The sequence below is a fragment of the Streptomyces spinoverrucosus genome (assembly GCF_015712165.1).
In the GTDB taxonomy this organism is placed as follows: domain Bacteria; phylum Actinomycetota; class Actinomycetes; order Streptomycetales; family Streptomycetaceae; genus Streptomyces; species Streptomyces spinoverrucosus_A.
Genome location: NZ_JADPZX010000001.1, coordinates 6504235 through 6527126, shown reverse-complemented (window position 1 = coordinate 6527126; position 22892 = coordinate 6504235). Strand labels below are relative to the sequence as shown.

Below are 22892 nucleotides of genomic sequence, written 5' to 3'. Positions count from 1 at the left end.
GGTGTGTGACCGTTTCGCGGTGTGCGGACGCGGGCGCCATGAATGATTGGCGCCATGACGGACCTCTCCCCCTTCGCGGGCTTCACCTACGACCATGACGGCGAACGGCTCAGCGGTGTGCACGGCGGTGCTCCTCAGGCCCCGGCCACCGCCGTCGTCCTGCACGGCGCGGGCAACGGCGACAAGGAGCGCCTGCTGCCGCTGCTGGGCGAGTTCGTGGCGCGGGGCTGCCGGGGTCTCGCGTTCGACTTCTCCGGGCACGGTGAAAGCACCGGCGAGCTGCGGGAGTTGAGTCTGCGACGCCGGTTCGAACAGGCCGTGGCGGTGATCGACGGGCGGGTCGCGGCGGGCGGGGCGCTGATCCTGGTCGGCTTCAGCATGAGCGGACAGACGGTGGCGGATCTCGCGGCGCATTACGGCGACCGGGTGACGGCACTGGGCTTGTGCGCGCCCGCTGTCTACGCGGCGGAGGCATGGGACGTGCCCTTCGGGACGGGCGACGGCCGCTTCAGCACCCTCATCCGGCGGCCGGACAGCTGGCGTGAGTCGCCCGCGCTGGACGCGCTGCGGGCGTACGAGGGGCGTGCGGTGCTCGCCGTACCGGGCACGGACGCGGTGATCCCGTCGGCGGTGACGGACGCGGTCCAGGACGCGTTGGCGACCCGCGCCCGGTACACCCGCTTCGAGCTGCCGGACGCGGACCATTCAGTGGGGCTGTGGTTCCGGGAGCACGGGGACGACCGGCGGGCGTTCGTGACGCAGGTGCTGAACGGGCGGGTGGCCGAGCGGGGCGGGGTTTTTGCAGGTGGGGGGCCATTGTCAGTGGTGGTCGGCAGGATGGGTGGCAGGACGTCGTCGTGAGTGGCGTCGGCACAGTGGGTGCAACGGGTGGAGGCCGGGATGGGTGCTGCGGGGTTGCCGTACGTGGGGGTGGCGGAGCGGCGGGCTCGGGTGGCGGTGCGGCATCGGTTGGCGGCGGGTGCGCGGGCCGGGCGGCCGGAGGAGGCCGCTGACGCCCTGGTCGCGTTGCACGGTACGGATCCGGCGACCGTCTATCTGGCGGTGGGGGCGCGGCTCGCGGAGGCCGCGGGGACCGTGGCGGAGACCGAGCGGGCGTTGTACGGGGAGCGGACGCTGGTGCGGATGCACGGCATGCGGCACACGGTGTTCGTGTTCCCGACGGAGCTGACCGCCGTGGTGCACGCCTCGACGGGGCTCGCGGTGGCCGCGCGGGAGCGGGCCTCGCTGGTCAAGGACATGGCGAAGGTGGGGGCGCCGGACGCGGCCTGGCTGAAGGAGGTCGAGGAGTCGACGCTGGCCGTGCTGGGGCTGCGCGGGGAGGCCACGGCGGCCGAACTGGCGGGGGACGAGCCGCGGTTGCGGGAGCAGTTCGCGTATGCCGTCGGGAAGAGTTACGAGGGCGTCCACACGGTGTCGACCCGGCTGCTGCGGGTGCTGGGCGTGGAGGGGAAGGTCGTGCGGGGGCGGCCGCTCGGTTCCTGGACGTCGAGTCAGTTCCGCTGGGCCCTGGCGCCCGAGCATCCCGAGCTGGACGTCGCCGAGGCGCAGGCCGCGCTGCTGCGCCGCTGGCTCACGGCGTGCGGGCCGGCGACCGAGGCGGACCTCAAGTGGTGGACGGGGTGGCGGGTGACCGACGTCCGCAGAGCCCTGACCGCGATCGGGGCACAGGAGGTGCGGCTGGACGAGGGCACGGGGTACGTCGTCGAGGGCGACGTCGAGCCGGTGGGTCCGGGGCCTGTCGAACCGTGGGCCGCGCTGCTGCCCGCCCTCGACCCCACGGCGATGGGCTGGCAGCACCGCGACTGGTTCCTCTCCCCCGAGCTGCGGCCCGCCCTGTTCGACCGCAGCGGCAACGTCGGGCCGACGGTGTGGTGGGACGGTCGGGTCGTGGGCGGTTGGGCCCAGCGGGCCGACGGGGAGATCGTCTGGCGGGCGCTGGAGGACAGGGCCGTGGGCCGGGAGGCGGTCACGGCGATCGAGCGGGAGGCGGAGCGACTTCGCCGGTGGGTGGGGCCGACGCGCATCACACCACGCTTCCGGACACCACTGGAGCGGGAGTTGGCGGCGGGGTGAGAGGCGAGGTGTGCGCCGGGTGCCGTGGTGAGTGGGTGGCACCCGGCGCCACGGCTCACCGCGTGTAGCGCAGCAGCGCCCGCACCATGTGACACGTCGTGTCGGACGGCGGGTGGACGCCGATGAGCTCCGCGGCGTCGCGGATCGTCTCGTTGCGCGCCTGGTTCGGCACGTACACCCCCGAGTCGAGCAGCGCGATCGCAAGGCGCATGGCCTTGAGCCGGCGGTTGTGCGAGATGTACCACTCACGCGGACGCCCCGGCGGCAACGGCCGCTTCTCCACGGGCGCGTAGGGAAGGTCGAGCAGGACGGGGCGCTTCACGGTGGACTGGGTCGGCAACGGCTTCGGCTTCAGTGCGGCAGCGGGCACAGGCATCCTCCTGTCGCGGTCAGGGCGCCGGCCGGACACCCCGGCGACACCCTCGAACACTGCTTCTATTCTACTGGCCCCCACTGACAAAAGCCCCTGGCCACAAGGGCTTTCGGGGCCGCAGTGACACACGTGGAAGACGGGTTTCGAGGCGGGTTCGGAGACGGGTTTTCGGCGGCCTACCGGCGTACGGTGGCCGCATGGAAATCTGGATCAACCCCGCCTGCTCCAAGTGCCGCAGCGCAGTGCAGCTGCTCGACGCCGAGGGCGCCGACTACACCGTCCGCCGCTATCTGGAGGACGTACCGACCGAGGACGAGATCCGCGACGTACTCGACCGTCTGGGCCTGGAGCCCTGGGACATCACGCGAACCCAGGAGGCCGCGGCCAAGGAGCTCGGCCTGAAGGAGTGGCCGCGCGACGCCGCCGCGCGCGACCGCTGGGTGACCGCCCTCGCCGAGCACCCCAAGCTCATCCAGCGGCCCATCATCACCGCGGACGACGGCACGGCGGTCGTCGCCCGCACCGACGAGGCCGTCCGTGACGCGCTGTCCCGCTAGCAACTCCCCTGTGACGCACGACACTTCAACGTACTCCTGTAACCACTGAGTAACCTCGTTCGGGATCTCGTACATAGCGGCGTACGCTCCCCGACCTCCCAGGAGGCGCGCATGTCGCGTAGGAGAACTCTCAGCACGAGGAAGAAGCTGGCCCTGCTGGTCAGCGCGGCGTCGGTGGCGGGCGGTGGTGCGTTCGTCATGGCGAGCACCTCGAACGCCGCGCAGACCGCGGCGGACTCGACGGTCTGCCAGGGCCTCGCCACCGCCCTCGGCAACAACCAGCGGTTCATCGAGGGCCAACGGGCCAACCCGGACGCGCAGTCCGCGGCCCGGATCGCCAACCGCGAGGCCGTCATCGCCCAGATCCAGCGCCAGCAGGAAGCGTCCGGGTGCGAGGTTGGGGAGTCGGCTCAGGGCTCCCAGGCCGCACAGCCCGGCCAGCAGGCCGGGGACGCGGGTCAGGGCGCCGGTCAGCAGGCAGGGGGCGGCGGCGCCCAGCAGTCCACGCCGCCCGCCGAGCCCGCCGCCCCGGGCGCCGGCGGTGGCGCCGCCGCCTCCGGGGAGCAGGTCTGCAACGGCTCCACCGTCACCCTCTCCGGCGAGGGCGGTGCCCCGGCCGCGTCGAGCAACCAGTTCCCGGCGGGTACGAAGCTGAAGGTCACCAACCTGGACAACAACAAGTCCACGACGGTGGAGGTCACTTCGGTGTCCGGCAGCTGCGTCCTGCTCAACAACGCGGCCTTCGAACAGGTCCGGGAGCCCGGCAAGTTCCTGATCCGCCGGGCCGTGATCGAGAAGGTGGGGTGAGGTTCAGCAGCCGAGGAAACCGCTGAGGCGGCGGCCCAGTTCGGGCGGTGCGGCATGCGGCAGGGCGTGATGTGAGACCTCCGGCAGTACGGCGGTCTCGACACGCGGCAGCAGCGCACCGGCCCTGGACGCCACCTCGTATGTGTCATGGGTCCTGCTGCTCGCGGCCACGAGCAGCAGGACCGGCACGTTCAGTCCGCGCAGTGCCTCCGGCGCCGGACGCGGGCCGGTCACCGGCCGCGCGGCGGGGAAGCCGGCGGCCGCCTCCTGAAGGCGGAGCCAGTCGGGGTCGAGCGCGGCACCCCCGGTCTCCCACTCCAGGAAGGCGCGGACCCGGCGGGCCGAGGGCCGCAGCAGCATCGGCAGGGCACGCAGCAGATACGCCGCCCGGAACCCGGCGAAGCACTGGGTGGGGTCGAGCAGGAACAGGCTCCGCACCCGGTCGGGCGCGTGCACAGCGTGGTGGACGGCGATCCAGGCACCGTACGAGTGCCCGCCGAGGTCGGCCGTCTCTACCCCCAGCCCGTCGAGGAGCGCGTCGAGCCAGGCCGTGAGATCGGCGACGGTACGCAGGGGACGGCCACCGGCCGGGTTGCTGCGGCCCGGCCGGCCGATCAGGTCGACGGCGTAGAGGCGGCGGGTCCGGGCGAGGTCGGCGGCCTGCGCGAACCAGGATGCCGAGGTCGCTCCCCCACCGCCGGGCAGCAGGATCAGCGGGGGTGCGTCACGTGGTCCACAGGCGTTGACGTGCGTGCCGCCGAAGGGCGTGCGAATCTCCAGCGCCTCCCGGTCGTGCGGCCACTTGGCCATGACCTTGTCGTACGCCGCCCGGAACCCGTCGATGTCGTACGCGTTGCTGTCGTACGCGCCGCCGCGGCTGCTCATGCGTACCCCCTATTATCTCGCTCAGCAAGATACTCGTGGAGCGAGATGATACGCCCAGTGCGGAAGCGGAGGTACGGCTCGTGCGGAACGACGGCCCGGAGATGGAGATCGTCCATCTGCTGCGCGCGACGACGGTCGAACTCGGGCTGCACAGCACGCGGTTCGCGAACCGCAACGGAATGCACCCGACGGACGTACGCGCCCTGATCGCCCTCATGGACGCCGGGCGAGCAGGCGAGGAGATGACCGCCGGGAGGCTCGGGGCCGCGCTCGGGCTGAACTCGGCGGGTACGACGGCGCTGGTGGACCGCCTGGAGCGGGCCGGGCACGTCAGGCGCGTGCGCGGCAGGCGGGACCGGCGGCAGGTCGTGGTGGAGGTGGACGCGCGGGCGGTCGACCTCGGCTGGGCCTCCTTCGGGCCGCTGATCGAACGAGCCGTGCAGTTGCTGCGGGGGTACGACGAGCGGGAGCTGGCGGCGATCCGGGGCTTCCTGGAGGGCGTACGGGAGGCGGCGGCCGGGACGGAATGAGCGGAATCACATCGCATACGAGTCGTCCCGCCCCCGCCACCCGCGTCCCAGGTAACACGGGGTTCACAAACGGGCAATGATCGGGAAATCGCCTGTTGACACGCTGCTGGGCAAACACAAGCGCGGCGCCCCAGTGCCGCAGCGCCGCAGCACCCGCAAGCGCGCCCAGACCCACCCCCGAAGGATGTGGCCCGTGACCTTCAAGGCTGAGTACATCTGGATCGACGGCACCCAGCCGACGGCCAAGCTTCGTTCCAAGACGAAGATCCTGGCCGACGACGCCAAGGGCGCCGAGCTTCCGATCTGGGGCTTCGACGGGTCCTCCACGAACCAGGCCGAGGGCCACGCCTCGGACTGTGTGCTGAAGCCGGTCTTCTCCTGCCCGGACCCGATCCGCGGCGGCGACGACATCCTGGTGCTGTGCGAGGTCCTCAACACGGACATGACCCCGCACGCCTCCAACACCCGTGCCGCGCTGGTCGAGGTCGCCGAGAAGTTCGCGGCGCAGGAACCGATCTTCGGCATCGAGCAGGAGTACACCTTCTTCGACGGCGCCCGCCCGCTCGGCTTCCCCGAGGGCGGCTTCCCGGCCCCGCAGGGCGGCTACTACTGCGGTGTCGGCGCCGACGAGATCTTCGGCCGTGACATCGTCGAGGCCCACCTGGAGAACTGCCTGAAGGCGGGCCTGGGCCTGTCCGGCATCAACGCCGAGGTCATGCCCGGCCAGTGGGAGTTCCAGGTCGGCCCGCTGTCCCCGCTGGAGGTCTCCGACCAGCTGTGGGTGGCCCGCTGGCTGCTCTACCGCACCGCCGAGGACTTCGGCGTCTCCGCCACCCTCGACCCCAAGCCGGTCAAGGGAGACTGGAACGGCGCCGGTGCGCACACCAACTTCTCGACGAAGGCGATGCGCGAGGGCTACGACGCGATCATCACCGCGTGCGAGTCGCTCGGCGAGGGCTCCAAGCCGCTCGACCACGTCAAGAACTACGGCGCCGGCATCGACGACCGCCTGACCGGCCTGCACGAGACCGCCCCGTGGAACGAGTACTCCTACGGCGTCTCCAACCGCGGTGCCTCGGTCCGTATCCCGTGGCAGGTCGAGAAGGACGGCAAGGGCTACATCGAGGACCGCCGCCCGAACGCCAACGTCGACCCGTACGTGGTGACGCGCCTGCTCGTCGACACCTGCTGCTCCGCGCTGGAGAAGGCCGGCCAGGTCTGATCGGCGCCCGCACGGCTCCTGAAGGGGCGTCCACCGGCCGGTGGACGCCCCTTCCGTGTTGACGTGAGCCGTCGTCGCCTTGTTGACTTGGGGACATGGCCAGCCTCCAGAAGTACGCCGCCACGGGTCGCCGTGACCTCGAGCCCTTCTGGCCTTCCCGTCAGCACCACGACTTCGACCGGGTGTGTTGCCGCGCGCTGACCGCGCCGGCCTGCTGACGCCGTACACCCCGGCCCTGGGCCAGCGCGAAACGACGTACGTCTTCCCACGGACTCTCGCGCGAAAGAGCTGACCTCCCATGGCGACCACTCGTTCTCTGTCCCCCGCCACGCTCACCTCCCCTTCCACCAACGGTTCACGGCATCATCTGCGGGCCGTGGACCGGGACGAGGTGATCGACGTCGCGGACCTGCTGCCGCCGGGTGCCACCTGGCTGCCCGCCCCGCAGCACTCCCTGCCCACGCTGCCGGGGCAGCCACCGATGATCGGCTATCTGGTGCTCGTTCCGGCCGACCAGCAGCCGCCGTTGCGGCAGCCCGCCACCGACCCCGACGCCCTCATCCGCATCGACACCGTCCGCCGCACGGCCGCCGTGGACGGCCGGGAACTCGACCTCACCTACCTGGAGTTCGAGCTGCTCGCCCACCTGGTCGCGCACCCGCACCGGGTGCACACCCGCGACCAGCTGGTCACCACGGTGTGGGGCTACGGGCACGTGGGCGACGGCCGTACGGTCGACGTCCACATCGCCCGCCTCCGCCGCAAGCTGGGCGCCGAACACCGGCAGGCGATCCTCACGGTGCGCCGGGTGGGTTACAAGTACGCCCCGCCGAAGTCCGCCCCGCCGAAGTCCGCCCCGCCAACCGGGCACTGACGATCTGCCCTCGGCAGATCCCGCTTCCCCCGCGCCCCTCCCCCGGGCAGGGTCAGTCCCATGAGACTGCTGATGCTGGGTGGTACGGAGTTCGCGGGCCGGGCCGTCGTCGAGGCCGCTCTCGGGCGGGGCTGGGACGTCACCGTCTTTCACCGGGGGACGCACGCGGCGCCGCCCGGGGTGCGGGAGGTGCTGGGCGACCGCACCGCACCCGACGGGCTCGGCGGACTGGAGTCGGGCGACTGGGACGTGGTCGTCGACACCTGGTCGGCGGCGCCCCGGGCGGTGCGGGACGCGGCGCGGCTGCTGCGGGGCCGCGCCGGGCGGTACGTGTACGTGTCGAGCTGCTCGGTGTACGCCTGGGCCCCGCCCGCCGGGTACACCGAGGAGGCGCCCCTGGCCGAGGGCGCGGAGGCCGGCGCGGACCACACCGACTACGTCCGCGACAAGCGGGGCGGTGAGCTGGCCGCCGTCGAGGCCTTCGGCGCGGCGAACTCCCTTCTCGTACGGGCCGGGCTGATCCTCGGCCCGTACGAGAACGTCGGCCGGCTGCCCTGGTGGCTGACCCGGATCGCCCGCGGCGGTCCGGTGCTGGCGCCGGGTCCGCGTGATCTGCCCCTGCAGTACGTCGACGTACGCGATCTCGCCGAGTGGATCCTCGGGGCCGTGGAGCGGGAGTCGAGCGGCCCGTTCAATCTGATGAGCCCGCAGGGACACGCGACCATGGGTGAGTTGCTGGAGGCGTGTGTGCGGGTCACCGGTGCGGCGGCCGAGCTGCGCTGGACCGAGCCGCAGGTGATTCTCGACGCGGGCATCGAGCCGTGGACGCAGCTGCCCGTATGGGTGCCGCCGGGCACCGACATGCACGACGCCCTGCACTCCGCCGACGTCTCGCGGGCGGTGGCGACCGGGCTGCGCTGCCGGCCCGTCGAGGAGACCGTCGCCGACACCTGGAAGTGGCTCCAGGACATCGGCGGCACCGCGCCCCAGCGCCCCGACCGGACCGTCAAGGGCCTGGATCCGCAGGTGGAGGCGAAGGTACTCGGGGACAGCGGGGGTGTACCTGACAACACCCCCTGAACGGGGCCTCCTCCCCGAAAACGGACCGGGTTACTCACTCGCCGTGGGTGATCCACAACTCCCGGTATTCCAGGGGCAGTTGTTTCCACAGTGCCCTCACGAACTTCTCATCAATTTCCGGGACGGCTGAACACCCGTGGGGCTGCCTCCGTATTGGAGGGCGCCGCTTCACTCCTGTCGGGCGCCTCGGTGCTGCCCCGCAAGGAAGTCAGAGGAGTTCCATGGGACGCAATACACGAAAACGCCGTTCGTCGCTGGCCACCAAGGCCATTGCCGCATCGGCGGCCCTAGCGCTCGGTGGGGGCGGGCTGGTCTGGGCGAACTTCTATGCCTCGGCACACGAGGAGAACCGCTGGTCGAACAACACGAGGTCAGCAGGGGCCCAGATCGCCACGATCTCCTGCCCTGACGTCGGTCTGAAGCTCAGGAAGGTGCCGAAGCAGGCGCGCTACGGCGTCGCCAGGGAGCTCGCCAACCTGGACAAGCAGATCACCGACGCGTACACCCGCCTCGCCTCCACGCGGCAGGCCCAGGCGGGCGACCCGGCCTACGTCGACAACGCGATCCTCGGACCGCTGAAGTCCAAGCGCGTCGCGGCGATCGACCGCATCGGTATCAACATCAAGCGTGTGGGCGGCACCGCTCCGCGGGGACTGTCGAAGTTCGCACAGTGCAAGGGCGTGCCGGCCGAGCAGCCGCAGCCCAACGACGGCAACGGCGACCAGAACAACGACGGCCAGGACAACGGCCAGGGCCAGGACAATGGTCAGGGCCAGGACAACGGCCAGGGCAACGGCAACGGCCAGGACAACGGTCAGGGCCAGGTCGGGGACAACGGCAACGGCGCCGCCGGGCCGGTGGCCGACGACTTCGTCGACATCACCACCGTCCAGCCGAACACGCCCCCGGCCAACGGGAACGGGCTGAAGGCGAACGGCGACAGCGGTTCGCAGGGCAGCTTCACCACGGTCTGCGGTGTCAACGAGAACAACAACTTCAACACCGACAACCTGATCGTCGCCCCCGGTGTCGACAACGGCGCGCGGCACACGCACGACTACGTCGGCAACCAGGGCAACAACGCCTTCGCCAGCGACCAGGATCTCGACAACGCCGAGACCAGCTGCCAGAACCAGGACGACAAGTCCACGTACTACTGGCCGGTGCTCCGGCTCCAGGACGGCACCCAGGAGTTCGACCAGAACGAGCTGGGCGGTGGCGCCGAGGGCAACCTCGGCCGGATCCTGAAGGCCGAGACGGCGGAGATCAAGTTCGTCGGCAACAAGCAGGGCGACGTCGTCGCGATGCCGAAGTTCCTGCGCATCATCACCGGCGCCGCCAACGCCTTCACCGGCGGCGACGCCAACGCCAACGCCTCCTGGAGCTGCACCGGCTTCGAGGACAGGCAGCTGACGGACAAGTACCCGATCTGCCCCGAAGGCAGCAAGGTGGTCCGCACGGCCAACTTCCAGAGCTGCTGGGACGGCCAGAACATCGACAGCGCCAACCACCGCGCCCACGTCGACTTCGTCGAGGCGGACGGCAGCTGCTCGAACGGCTTCCAGGCCATCCCCCAGCTGCAGATCCGGCTGGTGTACGACGTGCCGGCCCCGGTCATCGAGAACGGACAGCTGCAAACCCCGTTCGCGGTGGACGGCTTCCCGGAGGAGCTGCACAAGCCGATCACCGACCACAACGACTTCATCAACGTCATGGACGATGACCTGATGAACCAGGTGGTCGAATGCATCAACAGCGGTCAGGACTGCCAGTGACGCGGTAGCCGGTGACCCAAGAAGGCCGGCGGTGGGATCTCCCACCGCCGGCCTTCTCGCGTCCGGCCGAAGAACGCCGGCTTCAGTGATGGCCGGAGTGGTCGGCGCCGATCTCCAGCGTCCCCCCGAGCTCCCCGCCCAGGTCCGTCACGACGTCCTTGTGGCCGACGGCGACCCACTTGCGGCCGACGAGGAAGAAGCCCCCCATGCGCTTGGACTCGTTGATCCACTCGCGCTGGCCGCGGTCGGTGGCGAAGGTGGCGAGGATGTACTTCTCGTCGCCCTCCTTGCAGATGGCCTGGCGGAGCTCGTCCGCGTCGATCTGGATGTTCGGCGTGCACTTCACCTCGGCGGCCAGCTGTTCCAGGCTGCCGGTCGCCGTCTCGGCCGCCTGGTCGGCGCCGGAGCCGCAGCCCGCGAGCGCCAGCACCGCGACCGCACCGCTCACGGCGAGCATCGGACGGGTCAACCTCATCTGTTCCTCCGGTCGGTCAAGGAAGGCACACACCTGTGCCCCCCGTTCGATACGGCTGGGAATGGCCCGGTGCTCAATCCGACGGCCTCCGACGCGCACTCGGTCGACGGCGGACTCCACGCCCGCGTGTTCGTCAACCCCGGCGGCTCACCGCACCCGTGCGTCGGTGACCTCACGCCGATTCGCTCGTTCTGCTGAACGTGCAGTCACAGGATGTCGCCCCGCGCCCCACGTCTTCCGCTTCCGCCCCGGTCGTCGACGTCGAGCAGGCCGAGGCCGCGCTCGTCGAGCACTACCCGCGGCTGGTCCGTCTCGCCTACCTGGTGCTGCCGCCCGGCCTGGGCCGCAACCGGCGTGTCCTGACCGCGCACGCCCTCACCCAGCGCGCGCTGCCCCGCGGTCGCGCCGCGGCGTCGGTGATCCCGGCCCAGTCGACCGGCCGCGACGGCGACCCGGGCTACGCCTTCGTCCGCCTCCAGGTGCTGCGCACGGCACTGGAGGCCGGCCTGCCGCTGCGGCGCAAGGCGTGGCCCAAGCGGTCCCAGCTGCCGCCGGTGCTCCCCCAGGTGTGGGGTCTGCGCCTCTTCCCGCGCTCCGGCGGCGCCGACGAACTCGCCCTGGACCAGCAGCTGTCCGCGCTCTCCGCCCCCGCCCGCGCCGCCTACGTCCTGCGCGGCCTGGAGCGGCTCCCCGACAGCGACGTGCACCACGTTCTGCGCACCGCCGGCGTCACCGACCCGGACGCCGCGCTCCAGGAGGCCGACAGCGTCCCGGCGCAGTACACGCTGCTCGACTCCCCCGAGTTCGACCCCTGCTCGCTGCAGGCCAGGCCCACCGACCTGATGCGCCGCCGCCAGCACCTGAAGGCCGCGCTCGCCGGTGCCGCGGCTCTCGCCGTGTGCGGGGCACTGCTCGCCCTGCCCGGCGACGGCTGGGGCCCCGACGGCGCCGCCGCTCCGCCGTACGCGCAGAACCCGGCGGCCCAGGCGGCCCTCGACCCCAGCAGGCTGCTGAAGGTCTCCCCCGCCGCCTGGCAGTCCGCCACCCGCACCGACTTCTCCGTCTGGCCCGCCCGCGGCGACCTCACCACCGACCGCGCGCTGCTGCGCCGCGCCCTCACCGTCTGGGCCCGCCCCGGTGAAACCGTCCAGGTCTCGGCGACCCCCGGCACCCCGACCGGCGGCCCGCCCGGCCCGCCCCAGCTGCTCTACGCCGGGACCGTCGACAACGCCCGCGTGGTGATCTTCTACGACGGTCTGCGCATCGCCCGCTACGCCGAGCCGAAGGACGGCACGGCCGGCGCCGCCCTCGACTTCGCCCGCGCGGACGGCGCGAGCCGCATCGAGGCGAACGCGGTGGTGCTGAACCGGACCGACGGCAACGTCCGCTACCTGACCGCGCCCTGGGTGAGGAAGACGGCCGAGCGGGACCTGATGAAGCCGGGCTCCGGCGCGATGGACCTCGGCCTCACCAACGGCGTCACCGCACCGCTGGCCAGCCCCGCCACCCGGACCGGCGCGTGCACGTCCTGGAACGTCCTACAGGTCACCGACGACTCCGGTACGCGGCTGATGACCGACCTCGGCGAACTGGTCCCCGCCCGCCTCACCACCGGCCGTCCGGGCTCGACGCACGACGCGTCCGGGGCGGAGGCGTTGCGCACCTGGGCGCCGTTCGGCTGTTCGCTGGGCGACCTGCGCGGGCACGGCGTACGGTCCGTGAACGCCTGGCAGTACGCAGAGCAGCCGCTGCCCGACGCGAGCGGCACGGCGGCGTGGGTGTGCACGCGTGGGGAGACCTGGCGGGGCGGCGGCGAGCGGGTGCTGGCGCAGTTCCACACGCCGGGCGGGAAGTACGGGGCGGTCGCCGCGAAGGCCGAGGACGTGGCGGCGTGCGGGGCCCGCGACCCGCATGTGCTGGCCGGGGTGCTGTGGAAGTCCGAGGCGGGCCCCTGGTATCTGCTGGCGGCGGGCAGCCGCGACACCGCGTCGATCAGCGCGACGGGCGGGGTGGCGCAGACCGCGCAGGGCAACCTGCTGGCAGCGAAGGCGAAGCAGGGCGCCCGGGCCGGGCTGAAGGCGACCCTGACGGACGGACGGTCGGTCAACGGCCTGCGGTAGCCGACAGGCCGTAGCTGACGTCGGCGTCATCAAGTCGCGGCACAAGGGTTCCGTCGCGACTTACCCGTCAGTACATTGACGCCATGTCTAATACGCAGGCCCGGGTGCCCCGCCCCGTGGAGTCCGAGCGCATACCGCTCAAGGCGCGGAAGGTGTCCTTCTCCTGGGAGGACACGCCGCTGCACTGGGTGCCCGGGGATCCGTTCACCACGCACACCATCAATGTGCTGCATCTGCTGCTGCCCGCCGGTGAGCGGTGGTTCGTGCATGTGTACAAGCAGGTGCTGCCGTACATACGGGACGACCGGCTGCGCGAGGACGTCATCGGGTTCATCGGGCAGGAGGCGATGCACTCCCAGGCCCACGACGAGGTGCTGCCGCATCTGAGGGAGCAGGGGCTCGACCCGACGCCGTACACCGCCCAGGTCGACTGGCTCTTCGAGAAACTGCTCGGGGACCGGACGCTGCCTCCGGGCCGGGCGCGTCGGTGGTGGCTGATGGAGCGGGTCGCGCTGATCGCGGCGATCGAGCACTACACCGCCTTCCTCGGCGACTGGGTGCTCAACGCCGGGGAACTGGACCGGCGCGGGGCCGATCCGACCATGCTGGACCTGCTGCGCTGGCACGGCGCCGAGGAGGTCGAGCACCGATCGGTCGCCTTCGACCTCTTCATGCACGTCGACGGCGGCTACGCGCGCCGCGTCCGCACCTGGGCGACCGCCTTCTCGGCGCTGGTGTTCCTGTGGCAGCGCGGGGCGCGTTTCTTCATGGCGAACGACCCGACGCTGCTGGGCGGAAAGGCCACGTTCAAGGACTTCTACGTGCGCGGCAGGCGGGGTGTGCTGCCGACGACCGGTGACATGGCGAGGTCGATCCCGCGCTATCTGAGCCGTACGTACCACCCGTCGCAGGAGGGTTCCACCGAGCAGGCGGTCGCCTATCTCGCCTCGTCGCCCGCGGCTCTCGCCGCCGGTGTCGCCGTCGATGCCGCCTCCGATGTCACCTCCGATATCGCCGTCGAGAAGAGGGGCGCGTGATGCCGAGGGCGCGCACTGTGGTGGTCGTCGCGGGGGCCGCGCTGCTGGCCCGGCGGGCGATGCGGCGCCGGATCCAGGCCTCGCCCCTGTGGCCGATGCCGGCCCTGGAGGAGCCGATCTCCGGGCGGCCGCGTTCGCGCGCACTCAGGCTCCGGGTCACCGCACGGGAGACGATCGCCGAGGGGGTCGTACAACTCCGCCTCGAAGGCCACGACTTGCCGCGTTGGGAGCCCGGGGCGCATCTCGACCTGGTGCTGCCGTCGGGGCTGGTGCGGCAGTACTCGCTGTGCGGGGACCCGGAGGACACCTCGTCGTACACCGTCGCCACCCGGCTCGTGCCGGACGGGCGCGGTGGCTCGCGGGAGGTGCACGAGCAGGTACGGGAGGGGACGGAGATCGAGGTGCGGGGGCCCCGGAACCGCTTCCCGCTGGTCGCGGCGGACTCGTACGTCTTCGTCGCCGGGGGCATCGGGATCACTCCGATCCTGCCGATGCTGCGGGCGCTGCCGGAGGGGGTGGAGTGGCGGCTGCTCTACGGCGGCCGGACGCGGGCGTCGATGCCGTTTCTGGAGGAGGTCGGGAAGCTCGGCGGCGATCGGGTGACCGTGGTGGCCGAGGACGAGGCCGGACTGCCGGATCTGGACGCGCTGTTCACGGGCCTGCGTCAAGACACCGTCGTGTACTGCTGTGGGCCCGGGGGGTTGCTGACCGCGGTCGAGGAACGGTTTCCGGAGGTCCGCCTGGAGCGGTTCGCGCCCCGGACGTCGGTCGACGGCAACGGTTCCTTCGAGGTGGAACTCCGCCGCAGTGGGCGGTCGTTGACCGTGCCCGCCGACAGCACGGTACTCGCCGCCGTGCGGGCCGAGCTGCCGAACACCGCGTACTCCTGTGAGCAGGGCTTCTGCGGGACCTGCCAACAGCGGGTGCTGGAGGGTGCGGTCGATCACCGGGACGAGTTGCTGACCGACGGGGAGCGGGCCGACTCGATGCTGATCTGCGTGTCGCGGGCGCGAGGTGAACGGCTCGTGCTGGATATGTGATCGGTACCGCTGAACGCCCCGCACCGGTCCTGTCCGTTCAAGGCCGGATCCGATCGGTAAGGTGTTCGTATGTCTACCGGGGTTCGCCGCAGAATGGGTGTCGAGGAGCGGCGGCAGCAGTTGATCGGCGTCGCCCTCGAACTGTTCAGCCGCCGCTCCCCCGACGAGGTCTCCATCGACGAGATAGCGTCCGCCGCGGGCATCTCGCGCCCGCTGGTCTACCACTACTTCCCCGGCAAACTCAGCCTGTACGAGGCCGCGTTGCAGCGGGCGGCGGACGATCTGGCGGGCCGGTTCGTCGAACCGTACGAGGGTCCCCTCGGTGCGCGTCTGCTGCGGGTGATGCGCCGCTTCTTCGACTTCGTCGACGACCACGGCCCCGGTTTCTCGGCGTTGATGCGGGGCGGACCGGCGGTGGGTTCGTCACGGACGAACGCGCTCATCGATGCCGTACGGCAGGCCGCGTATGACCAAATCCTTTCGCATCTCGGCGTCGAGGATCCGCCCGCGCGACTGGAGCTGGTCGTGCGGTCATGGATCTCGCTCGCCGAGTCGACGGCGTTGATCTGGCTGGACGGCCGACGCATCCCGCGTGCCGAGCTGGAGTACCAGCTCGTGCACGACTTCGCGGCGCTGGCGGCCGTCAGCGCGGCCTACGACGAGGAGATGGCGATGCTGATGCGCCAGGTCCTCAAGGACGAGCCGACCGACGGGCCGTTCAGCGATCTGGCGGCCCGGCTGATCACGCTGGCGTCCTGAGCGACTCTTTTCAGGCGTCGAACTTCCGGTACGACGGGTCGAGGTCGCGCACCTCGGCCGAGGCGTGCAGGGCGAGACCCTCGGCGGGCTTGAGGTGCTGCCGCAGCAGCTCCAGTACGGCCTCGGTGAGTCGGGCCTTGGTCTCGTCGGTACGCCCGGCCAGCAGTCCCATCGTCACGTGCACGATCGCGTGCCCCTCGGTGTCCGGGCCGACCGTGGTGTCCTCGGTACGGCGGAACTGCGTCTTGCACGCCGGGAGCTTGGCGGCGGCGATGTCGACCACCGCGTCGTGCATCGCCCGCGCGAACGCGGGCCGGTCGAAGTCGTCGGCCAGCCGGGCGGAGTAGTCGACGGTGATCTGCGGCATGGGTGCTCCTGCTTTCTACGGCGGACAGGAGCACCCTATGCTCCACGGGTTGTGCGGCGATGGGCCGTCTTTCGGGTGCGGGTGCGTTGTGGCTGGTCGCGCCCACGCGGCGGAGCCGCATATCGATACAGCCCCGCGCCCCTTAGGGCGCTGCCCGGACGAAGACTGCGACCGTGCGGGCCGGGACGGTGAACGTGCCCGAGTCCGCCGCGTAGGCCGAGCCCTTGACGACCGGGTCCGCGCCCGTCGCCTGGCCCGGGTGCAGCCGGTAGCCGTCCCCGGCCAGCGCGGCGATCCGCTGCTCCTGCCGCTTCGGCGTCGCGTTGAAGACGACGACCAGGTCGCCGAGTCGCATGGTGATCACGCCGGGTGTCTCCTCCCTGCCGGACAGCGGGAAGGAGAGCTGCTGCTGGACCCGCTCGGTCGTGTCGAGGGAGAAGGCGTTCTCCGTCGTACGGATCTTCAGCAGATCCCGGTACGCCGCCGAGGCCCCCTCGATCTGTGTGCAGCCGACCCCGACCGAGGTCAACAGCGGCTTGGCGTACGACCACTTGGACCGGTTGTCGGCGGCCATCGGCAGTCCGCGTCCGAAGCCGTTGCCGTCGGCGCAGTTCCAGTGGATGGCGTTGAACCAGTCACCGCTGTCGTAGGAGTTGCGGTCCAGGGACTTGGAGCGCAGCAGGTCGGTGCCGGCCTGGGAGAGCGACGGGCCCTGCGAGAGGGTGGCCGTGGCCATGGCGAGGACCTGCATCCGGGCCCGGTCGGAGGCACTCACCGACGCGGGCAGCTTGAAGGCGAGCGCGTCGAAGAGGGTCTCGTTGTCGTGTGCGTCGGCGTATGCGAGGGCGTCGCCGGGGGCGGCCGCGTATCCGGCGGGCGAGCCGTTGTAGTCGACCTCGGAGCCCTTGACCTCCTTGCCGCTGGTGTCGGTGAAGCGGTACTCGGCGAGATTGCCGGACAGCCCGACCTTGATCAGGTCCTGGTAGTGCAGCAGCCGGGCCTTCTGCTCCTGGGGCGTGCCGTTGTTCGTGGACGAGTTGGGCTCGTTGTACAGCCCGGACGCGAAGCCCTGGATGCCGGGGTCCTCGTCGAAGGGGCCGCCGCCGCGCACGGCGTCACGGGCGCGGTCGGAGAACGTGGCGATCCCGGTGCCGGCCATGTTCTTCTGCGTGGCCTGCTCGAAGCGGGCGTCGTCGGCGATCTCGCCGAAGTTCCAGCCCTCGCCGTACAGGATGATCTTCTTGCCGTCGACGCCGTCCTTTTCGAGGGTCAGCGCGTCGAGGGCCTCGCGGACGGCGAGGATGTTGGCCTTCGGGTGGTGGCCCATGAGGTCGAAGCGGAAACCGTCCACCTTGTACTGCTTGGCCCAGGTGACGATCGAGTCGACGACGAGCTTGCCCATCATGGCGTTCTCGGGGGCGGTGTTGGCACAGCAGGTGCTGTTCGCGACCGTGCCGTCCGCGAGGAGCCGCTGGTAGTAGCCGGGCACGATCCGGTCGAGGACGCTGGTTGGCGCCTGCCCGCCGGCCGCCGTGTGGTTGTAGACGACGTCCATGACGACGCGCAGGCCGTCCTCGTTCAGCGCCTTGACCATCTCGCGGAACTCGACCGTACGGGCCGTGCCGTCCGGGTCGGTGGCGTAGGAGCCCTCCGGGACCGTGTAGTGGTACGGGTCGTAGCCCCAGTTGTAGGCGTCCTTGGCGGCGATCGCGGACACGCATTCCTGCTGCCGCTCGGAGTCCGCCGGGAGGGCGGCGAGGTCGCAGTCGACGGTTGACTGGTCCGCGCGGCGTTCGGGGATGGTGGCGATGTCGAAGGCCGGGAGGAGATGGACGTACGAGGTCCCGGAGTCGGCGAGCTCGCGCAGGTGCTTGCTGCCGTCACTCCCCTTGTCGGTGAAGGCGAGGTAGGTGCCGCGGTGCTCGGCCGTGCCGTCCTCGACGGAGAAGTCCCGGATGTGCAGCTCCTGGATCTGGGCGTCCTTCAGCGGCACGGCCCTGGGCTTGCGCAGTGACGTCCAGCCGCTGGGCTTCAGCGACCTGTCGGCGAGGTCGACGACGAGGCTGCGCTCGGAGTCGGTGGTGAGGGCGAGGGAGTAGGGGTCGGTGACCTTGTTGGTGACGACCTCGCGGACGCTGGGGGCCCAGACCTTCACGACGTACCGGTAGGGCTTGTTCTTCCAGGACGCGGGGCCGGTGACGGACCAGACGCCGGTCGTGGCGTTCCGCCGCATCGGCTTGAGGGAGCCGTCCAGCTCCAGGGAGACGGACTGGGCGGTCGGCGCCCAGACGGACAGGGTGGGGCGGCCCTTGTGGAAGGTCGGGCCGAGGTCCGCCTTCGTCGCGTCGTACAGATCGTCGAGTACGCCCGCGATCTGGACGCCGGTCGCGGCGAGCACGGCGCCGTTCGCGGCCCGCTGGGCGGCGACGACCTGGCCGCGCAGGGCCTCGCGGACCCGGTCGCGGTCGCGGGGGTCGACGGACCAGGCGGTGTAGTCCTTCAGGTGCGGGAACTTGGTCTTCTGGTCATCGGTGAGGGCGGTTTTCGTCAGGCGGAGCCACTTGGCGTCGTCGCCGGTGAGCGTGCCGTTCTCGGCCTTGATGGCGCCGTCGCGCGAGTACAGCAGCTGGGTGGACGCGGCCGCGTCGGAGCCGTTCCAGGCCACCGTGTTCCGGTCGATCCAGATGGCCTTGGAGGTCGTCAGGTCGAGCGCGGCGGCGCTGCCCGCCGGCTGCGGCAGCAGGTACTTCTCCTGGCCGTTCAAGAGCCACACCTCGTGGCCGCTGGCCTTGAGGTCGAGCGCCTGGTCGGCGGAGAGGTCCTTCTCGTCGCCCTTGTGGATGATGTAGCTGAGGCTGGTGGCACCCTCGGTGAGCGGCACCTCGAAGACCGCGCCATAGGAATCAGTCTTCACCGGCATCAGGGGCTTCGACCAGTCGGTGGGCTGCGCGGCGCCCGTCCAGACGTGCAGGCCCCAGCCGTCGTAGGCGCCGTCGGCGCGGTGGTAGTGCAGTACGGCCTTGGACTTGTCCTGCGCCGGGTACTCCGGGCGCTCGGTGCGGACGGTCTCCTTGCCCTGCTCGATCCAGATCTCGCCGGTCTTCGTCACGTCGATCGTGCGGTCGGCGGAGACGTCCTTGTCGCCGTCCTTGTCGATGACCAGGAAGCCGATGTTCGAGGCGCCGGGCTTGAGCTTGACGTAGGCGAAGGCGCCGTAGGCGTCGCGGCCGATGAAGGGGTGGCTGTCCGGCCAGGTGGTCGACTCGCCGTCGGCGAGGTCGCCCCAGGCGTACAGGCCCCAGTCGGCGTAGTTCCCGTCGGGGCGGTTGTAGTGGACGATCGCGTAGTCGCGGGAGCCGGCGGTGGGGGGCTGCTCGGTGGTCGGCGTGCCGGTGGTGCTGGTGGCCGTGGCGCTCGCGGTGCGGCCGGCGGAGTCGATGACGACCGCCTTGTAGCGCAGGGCGGTGCCGGGCTCGACGTCCTTGCCGATGGTGTGGGTGACCTTGTAGGGGGCGTGGTCGGCGGAGCCGAGGGTGCGCCACTTGCCGGTGCCGGTCTGGGCGGCGAACACGACGCGGTTGAGCCCGCCGCCGTCGACGTCGGCCGTGACCTCGACCGTGCCGGTGGCGCCGGGGGCGGGGCCGGCGAGGGTGATCGTCGGCTTGGTGGCGGGGGCGGGGACCTTGCCGGTGGCCTTGTAGACGACCGCGGACCGGGCCGGGACGGTGACGGTCACCTTCCGGTCGGCGTCGGACTTCAGGTGCTGGTCGGTTCCGTAGATGCCGTCGAAGCCCATGTCGGCGGAGCCGGTCGGGAAGGTCGCCGACTTCGCCTCGCCCGCGTTGTTGAAGGCGACGACGTATTCGGTGCCGGTCTTCGCGTCCGTGCGGGTGACGGCGTAGACGCCGGCGCCGTCGGCCGCGTACCGCTCGGTCTGGACTCCGTCGGCGAGGGCGGGGTGGGCCTTGCGCAGCTTGGCGAGAGCACTGATCTGCCGGTAGAGCGGTGCTCCGGTGTCGTAGGCGTCGACGGCGTGCGTACGGTCCGTGCCGAGCTGGTCGTCGTCGAGGTAGTCGGCGGTGGCGGAGGCGAACATCGTCTGGCGGGCGTCCTTGTCGCCGCCCGCGCCGGTGAAGCCCTGCTCGTCGCCGTAGTAGATCACCGGGTTGCCGCGGCTGAGGAACATCAGCTCGTTGGCGAGCCCGGCCTTCTTCAGCAACTCGGCGTCGCTCGCGCCCTCGTTGTCCTGCTTGAGGAAGGTCCCGATGCGGCCCATGTCGTGGTTGCCGAGGAAGGTGACCTGCTCGTACGCGTTGGCCGTGCCGGTCGTGTACTTGTAGTCGTCACCGAAGACCGACGCCAGCCGCTGGGCGCTGCCGCCCTGGGATGCGTAGGCGCGGGCCGCGTCCTGGAAGGGGAAGTCGAGCGTGGAGTCGAGGCGGCCCTGGGTGACGTACGGGGAGGTCACGGAGGTGTCGGACGAGTACACCTCGCCGAACATGAAGAAGTCGTCGCGCCCCTGCTTGGCCGCGTAGGCGTCCAGGGCCGTGGCCCACTGGGTCCAGAACTCCATGTTGACGTGCTTCACGGTGTCGATCCGGAAGCCGTCGATGTCGAAGTCCCTGACCCACCGCTGGTAGATCTTCTCCATGCCCTCGACGACCTCGGGACGCTCGGTCCACAGGTCGTCCAGGCCCACGAAGTCGCCGTAGGTGGCGGACTCACCGGCCCAGGTGGAGTCGCCGCGGTTGTGGTACATCGTCGGGTCGTTGAGCCAGGAGGGGACCTTGACGTTCCGCTTGGCGGCGGGAACGACGGGCGTGCGCGGGAAGGTGGCCTTGTCGACCTCGGGGAAGTCCCGCTTCCCGTCCGCGTGGTCGGCGTCGTCGAAGGGCTCGCCGTCCTCGGTCAGATACGGGAAGGCGCCCTTGGAGAGGTAGTCGTAGGACTTCTCCTCGTAGTCGACGACGTCGGCGGTGTGGTTGGTGATGACGTCGAAGAAGACCTTCATGCCCTTGGCGTGCGCCTTGGCGATGAGGGTTTCGAGGTCCTTGTTGGTGCCGAAGTGCGGGTCGACCTGGGTGAAGTCGGTGATCCAGTAACCGTGGTAGCCGGCGGAGGCGTTGGTGCCCTCGCCCTGCACCGGCTGGTTCTTGAAGATCGGGGCGAGCCAGATGGCGGTGGTGCCGAGGCCCTTGATGTAGTCGAGCTTGCGGGTCAGGCCCTTGAGGTCGCCGCCCTGGTAGAAGCCCTTGTCGGTGGGGTCGTAGCCGGTGGTGAGACGCGAACCGGTGAGCCCGCCGCGGTCGTTGCCCTTGTCGCCATTGGCGAAACGGTCCGGCAGAACGAAGTAGAACTGCTCCCGGGTGAGGTCGTGCCGAGCGGGCTCGGCGGCGAGCCTCGCGTCGGACGGCGGCGGGGGCGGGGTGGCGGCCCTGGCGGCGAGGGGTTGGACGAGCGCTGCGGCGAGCGCGGCCACGGTGACGGCCGCGACCCGTCTGACATGGGCGGTACGGCGCCTGCGGGGCGCCCGCCATCTCGGTATCACGAGCGTGAACTCCTTGCGATTGCGGCTCTTGTGAGTCCTTGAGTCCGACCCCTGCGCCCGCGGCACGGCTTCGTCGCCGGGCGCCCGGGTGCGACCGTATCGCTGACGAAAGGTTTACAGCAAGAGTGTTGAAACACTTAGCAAGAAGTTTCAGTGCGAGGCGTGTCGCACTCATGCGAACAGCCCCGCCAACTTCTGCGCCGACGGGGCTGCTTCGTGTCGATCTGTCGCACACCGCCGCCGGTGCAGGCGACGGAATGCCGGCTACTCGGGCTGTGTCACCGTCAGCCCCCAGCGGATCGACTCCGCCGAAGCGTCGACGGCCACGGAGAAGGAGCCGGAACGGACCACTCCGGCATCCATGGTCACCGAGCCCACCCCGGCGGTCCCGGCCGGGCAGTCGACCGAGAACGCGGCGACCTCCGTCCCCTGCGACTCCATCGTCACCCGCACGCTGCCACCGCCCTCGCAGGCCACGGTGAGTACGGTCGGCAGGCTCTCCCACACGCCGGCCGACACGACGCCGCCGTCACCCGTGCGTTCGCCCACCCACACCAGGCCTTCCGGGCCGGGGTGGGGCAGCAGGTCGTCGGCCGCCGCGGCGGCGGCACCCGCGCCCACGCCCGTCAGCCCGAAGGCCGCCAGCGCCGTCACGGCCAGAGCTGTGCTGATGCGTCTCACGTTCGCTCCTCTGTGGTCCGTCATGGACACCACAGTCTGCTGAGCGAAGTGAACCGGCACATGAGTACCTGTACTTACTCGTCTGCTCGCTCGTCACCGCAGGTCGAGCCGCATCAGGATCCGCGGATGACCGGCCAGGACGGACGTGGTGTCGGCGGCGTGGACGAAGCCCGCGCGTTCGAAGTTCTTGCGGAGACCGGCGTAGGCCATCGTCAGGTCGACCTTGGCGTCACCGTTGTCGAGGGGGTACGCCTCGATCACCGGGGCGCCGTGGGTGCGGGCGAAGTCGACCGCGCCGGCGATGAGGGCGTGCGTGATGCCCTGCTTGCGGTGGCCGGGGCGCACGCGGACGCACCACAGCGACCAGACGGGCAGGTCGTCGACGTGCGGGATCTTGCGGTTGCGTGCGAAGGACGTGTCCGCGCGGGGCGCCACGGCGGCCCAGCCGACCGGCACGTCACCGTCGTAGGCGAGCACCCCCGGAGGGGGGTCCGTGCCGCACAACCGGGCCACGTACTCACCGCGGGCCGGGCCGCGCAGCTCGTTGTTGAGCCTGGAGGGGATCCGGTAGCTCAGACACCAGCAGACGCTGGCCCCGGGTGACTTGGGACCGAGCACGGCGGCGACGTCCTCGAACACCGACGCCGGGCGAACTTCTATGGGCATGG

20 protein-coding genes are annotated in these 22892 nt (G+C 70.9%); 13 read left to right on the top strand and 7 right to left on the bottom strand.

Annotation, left to right across the window (positions count from 1 at the left end; genetic code table 11):
• Positions 1-54: 54 nt before the first annotated feature.
• Together I2W78_RS29640 and I2W78_RS29635 are read left to right on the top strand one after the other, a co-directional pair.
• Positions 55-861 carry an alpha/beta hydrolase gene (locus I2W78_RS29640; protein ID WP_196463304.1) on the top strand — a complete coding sequence of 269 codons (807 nt, stop codon included), beginning with the start codon at positions 55-57 and terminating at the stop codon, positions 859-861.
• A 39-nt stretch (positions 862-900) separates the two neighbouring features.
• Positions 901-2094, top strand: a complete 1194-nt coding sequence (locus tag I2W78_RS29635; RefSeq protein ID WP_196463303.1) for a winged helix DNA-binding domain-containing protein — start codon at positions 901-903, stop codon at positions 2092-2094.
• A 55-nt stretch (positions 2095-2149) separates the two neighbouring features.
• On the opposite strand, the gene I2W78_RS29630 is transcribed toward I2W78_RS29635, so the two are convergent.
• Positions 2150-2464, bottom strand: coding sequence for a hypothetical protein (locus tag I2W78_RS29630; RefSeq protein ID WP_196463302.1), 315 nt, complete (start codon positions 2462-2464; stop codon positions 2150-2152).
• 200 nt (positions 2465-2664) lie between these two features.
• On the opposite strand from I2W78_RS29630, the gene I2W78_RS29625 reads away from it, so the two are divergent.
• A complete protein-coding gene (locus I2W78_RS29625; protein ID WP_196463301.1) occupies positions 2665-3024 on the top strand; it encodes an arsenate reductase family protein in 360 nt (119 codons plus the stop codon).
• A 111-nt stretch (positions 3025-3135) separates the two neighbouring features.
• A complete protein-coding gene (locus I2W78_RS29620) occupies positions 3136-3831 on the top strand; it encodes a hypothetical protein (protein ID WP_196463300.1) in 696 nt (231 codons plus the stop codon).
• 3 nt (positions 3832-3834) lie between these two features.
• On the opposite strand, the gene I2W78_RS29615 is transcribed toward I2W78_RS29620, so the two are convergent.
• Positions 3835-4716 (bottom strand): alpha/beta fold hydrolase, encoded by an 882-nt coding sequence (locus I2W78_RS29615; RefSeq protein ID WP_196463299.1) that lies wholly within the window; start codon positions 4714-4716, stop codon positions 3835-3837.
• 101 nt (positions 4717-4817) lie between these two features.
• On the opposite strand from I2W78_RS29615, the gene I2W78_RS29610 reads away from it, so the two are divergent.
• From I2W78_RS29610 to I2W78_RS29590, 5 genes are all read left to right on the top strand, one after another.
• Positions 4818-5246 carry a MarR family transcriptional regulator gene (locus tag I2W78_RS29610; protein WP_196464775.1) on the top strand — a complete coding sequence of 143 codons (429 nt, stop codon included), beginning with the start codon at positions 4818-4820 and terminating at the stop codon, positions 5244-5246.
• 193 nt (positions 5247-5439) lie between these two features.
• Complete coding sequence (glnII, locus tag I2W78_RS29605; RefSeq protein WP_196463298.1) at positions 5440-6468, top strand: glutamine synthetase; 1029 nt, start codon at positions 5440-5442, stop codon at positions 6466-6468.
• 298 nt (positions 6469-6766) lie between these two features.
• The gene (locus I2W78_RS29600; RefSeq protein WP_196463297.1) at positions 6767-7342 is read left to right on the top strand and encodes a winged helix-turn-helix domain-containing protein; all 576 of its coding nucleotides are present in this window, start codon (positions 6767-6769) and stop codon (positions 7340-7342) included.
• A gap of 60 nt (positions 7343-7402) precedes the next feature.
• Complete coding sequence (locus tag I2W78_RS29595; protein WP_196463296.1) at positions 7403-8422, top strand: SDR family oxidoreductase; 1020 nt, start codon at positions 7403-7405, stop codon at positions 8420-8422.
• Positions 8423-8643: 221 nt separating this feature from the next.
• The gene (locus I2W78_RS29590; protein ID WP_196463295.1) at positions 8644-10197 is read left to right on the top strand and encodes a DUF1996 domain-containing protein; all 1554 of its coding nucleotides are present in this window, start codon (positions 8644-8646) and stop codon (positions 10195-10197) included.
• A gap of 82 nt (positions 10198-10279) precedes the next feature.
• Here the strand turns inward: I2W78_RS29590 and I2W78_RS29585 are convergent, their stop codons facing one another.
• On the bottom strand, positions 10280-10672 hold the full coding sequence (locus I2W78_RS29585) for a hypothetical protein (protein WP_196463294.1): 393 nt from the start codon (positions 10670-10672) through the stop codon (positions 10280-10282).
• 200 nt (positions 10673-10872) lie between these two features.
• Between I2W78_RS29585 and I2W78_RS29580 the strand changes: the two genes are divergently transcribed.
• The 4 genes from I2W78_RS29580 (at position 10873) to I2W78_RS29565 (ending at position 15628) form a co-directional block, all read left to right on the top strand.
• Positions 10873-12792 (top strand): hypothetical protein, encoded by a 1920-nt coding sequence (locus I2W78_RS29580; protein ID WP_196463293.1) that lies wholly within the window; start codon positions 10873-10875, stop codon positions 12790-12792.
• Between the two features lie 83 nt (positions 12793-12875).
• Positions 12876-13829, top strand: coding sequence for a metal-dependent hydrolase (locus I2W78_RS29575; protein ID WP_196463292.1), 954 nt, complete (start codon positions 12876-12878; stop codon positions 13827-13829).
• Positions 13829-14869 carry a PDR/VanB family oxidoreductase gene (locus tag I2W78_RS29570; RefSeq protein WP_196463291.1) on the top strand — a complete coding sequence of 347 codons (1041 nt, stop codon included), beginning with the start codon at positions 13829-13831 and terminating at the stop codon, positions 14867-14869. The genes I2W78_RS29575 and I2W78_RS29570 overlap by 1 nt, the downstream gene beginning before the upstream one ends.
• A gap of 69 nt (positions 14870-14938) precedes the next feature.
• Positions 14939-15628, top strand: a complete 690-nt coding sequence (locus I2W78_RS29565; RefSeq protein WP_196463290.1) for a TetR/AcrR family transcriptional regulator — start codon at positions 14939-14941, stop codon at positions 15626-15628.
• 10 nt (positions 15629-15638) lie between these two features.
• Here I2W78_RS29565 and I2W78_RS29560 read toward each other — a convergent pair whose 3' ends face one another.
• The 4 genes from I2W78_RS29560 to I2W78_RS29545 form a co-directional block, all read right to left on the bottom strand.
• Complete coding sequence (locus I2W78_RS29560; protein WP_196463289.1) at positions 15639-15995, bottom strand: 5-carboxymethyl-2-hydroxymuconate Delta-isomerase; 357 nt, start codon at positions 15993-15995, stop codon at positions 15639-15641.
• Positions 15996-16137: 142 nt separating this feature from the next.
• Positions 16138-21543 carry a pullulanase-type alpha-1,6-glucosidase gene (gene pulA, locus I2W78_RS29555; protein WP_196463288.1) on the bottom strand — a complete coding sequence of 1802 codons (5406 nt, stop codon included), beginning with the start codon at positions 21541-21543 and terminating at the stop codon, positions 16138-16140.
• A 264-nt stretch (positions 21544-21807) separates the two neighbouring features.
• Entirely contained in the window at positions 21808-22224 is a 417-nt protein-coding gene (locus I2W78_RS29550; protein WP_307783850.1) for a hypothetical protein, read from the bottom strand.
• A 93-nt stretch (positions 22225-22317) separates the two neighbouring features.
• On the bottom strand, positions 22318-22890 hold the full coding sequence (locus I2W78_RS29545) for a GNAT family N-acetyltransferase (RefSeq protein WP_196463287.1): 573 nt from the start codon (positions 22888-22890) through the stop codon (positions 22318-22320).
• Positions 22891-22892 lie beyond the last annotated feature (2 nt).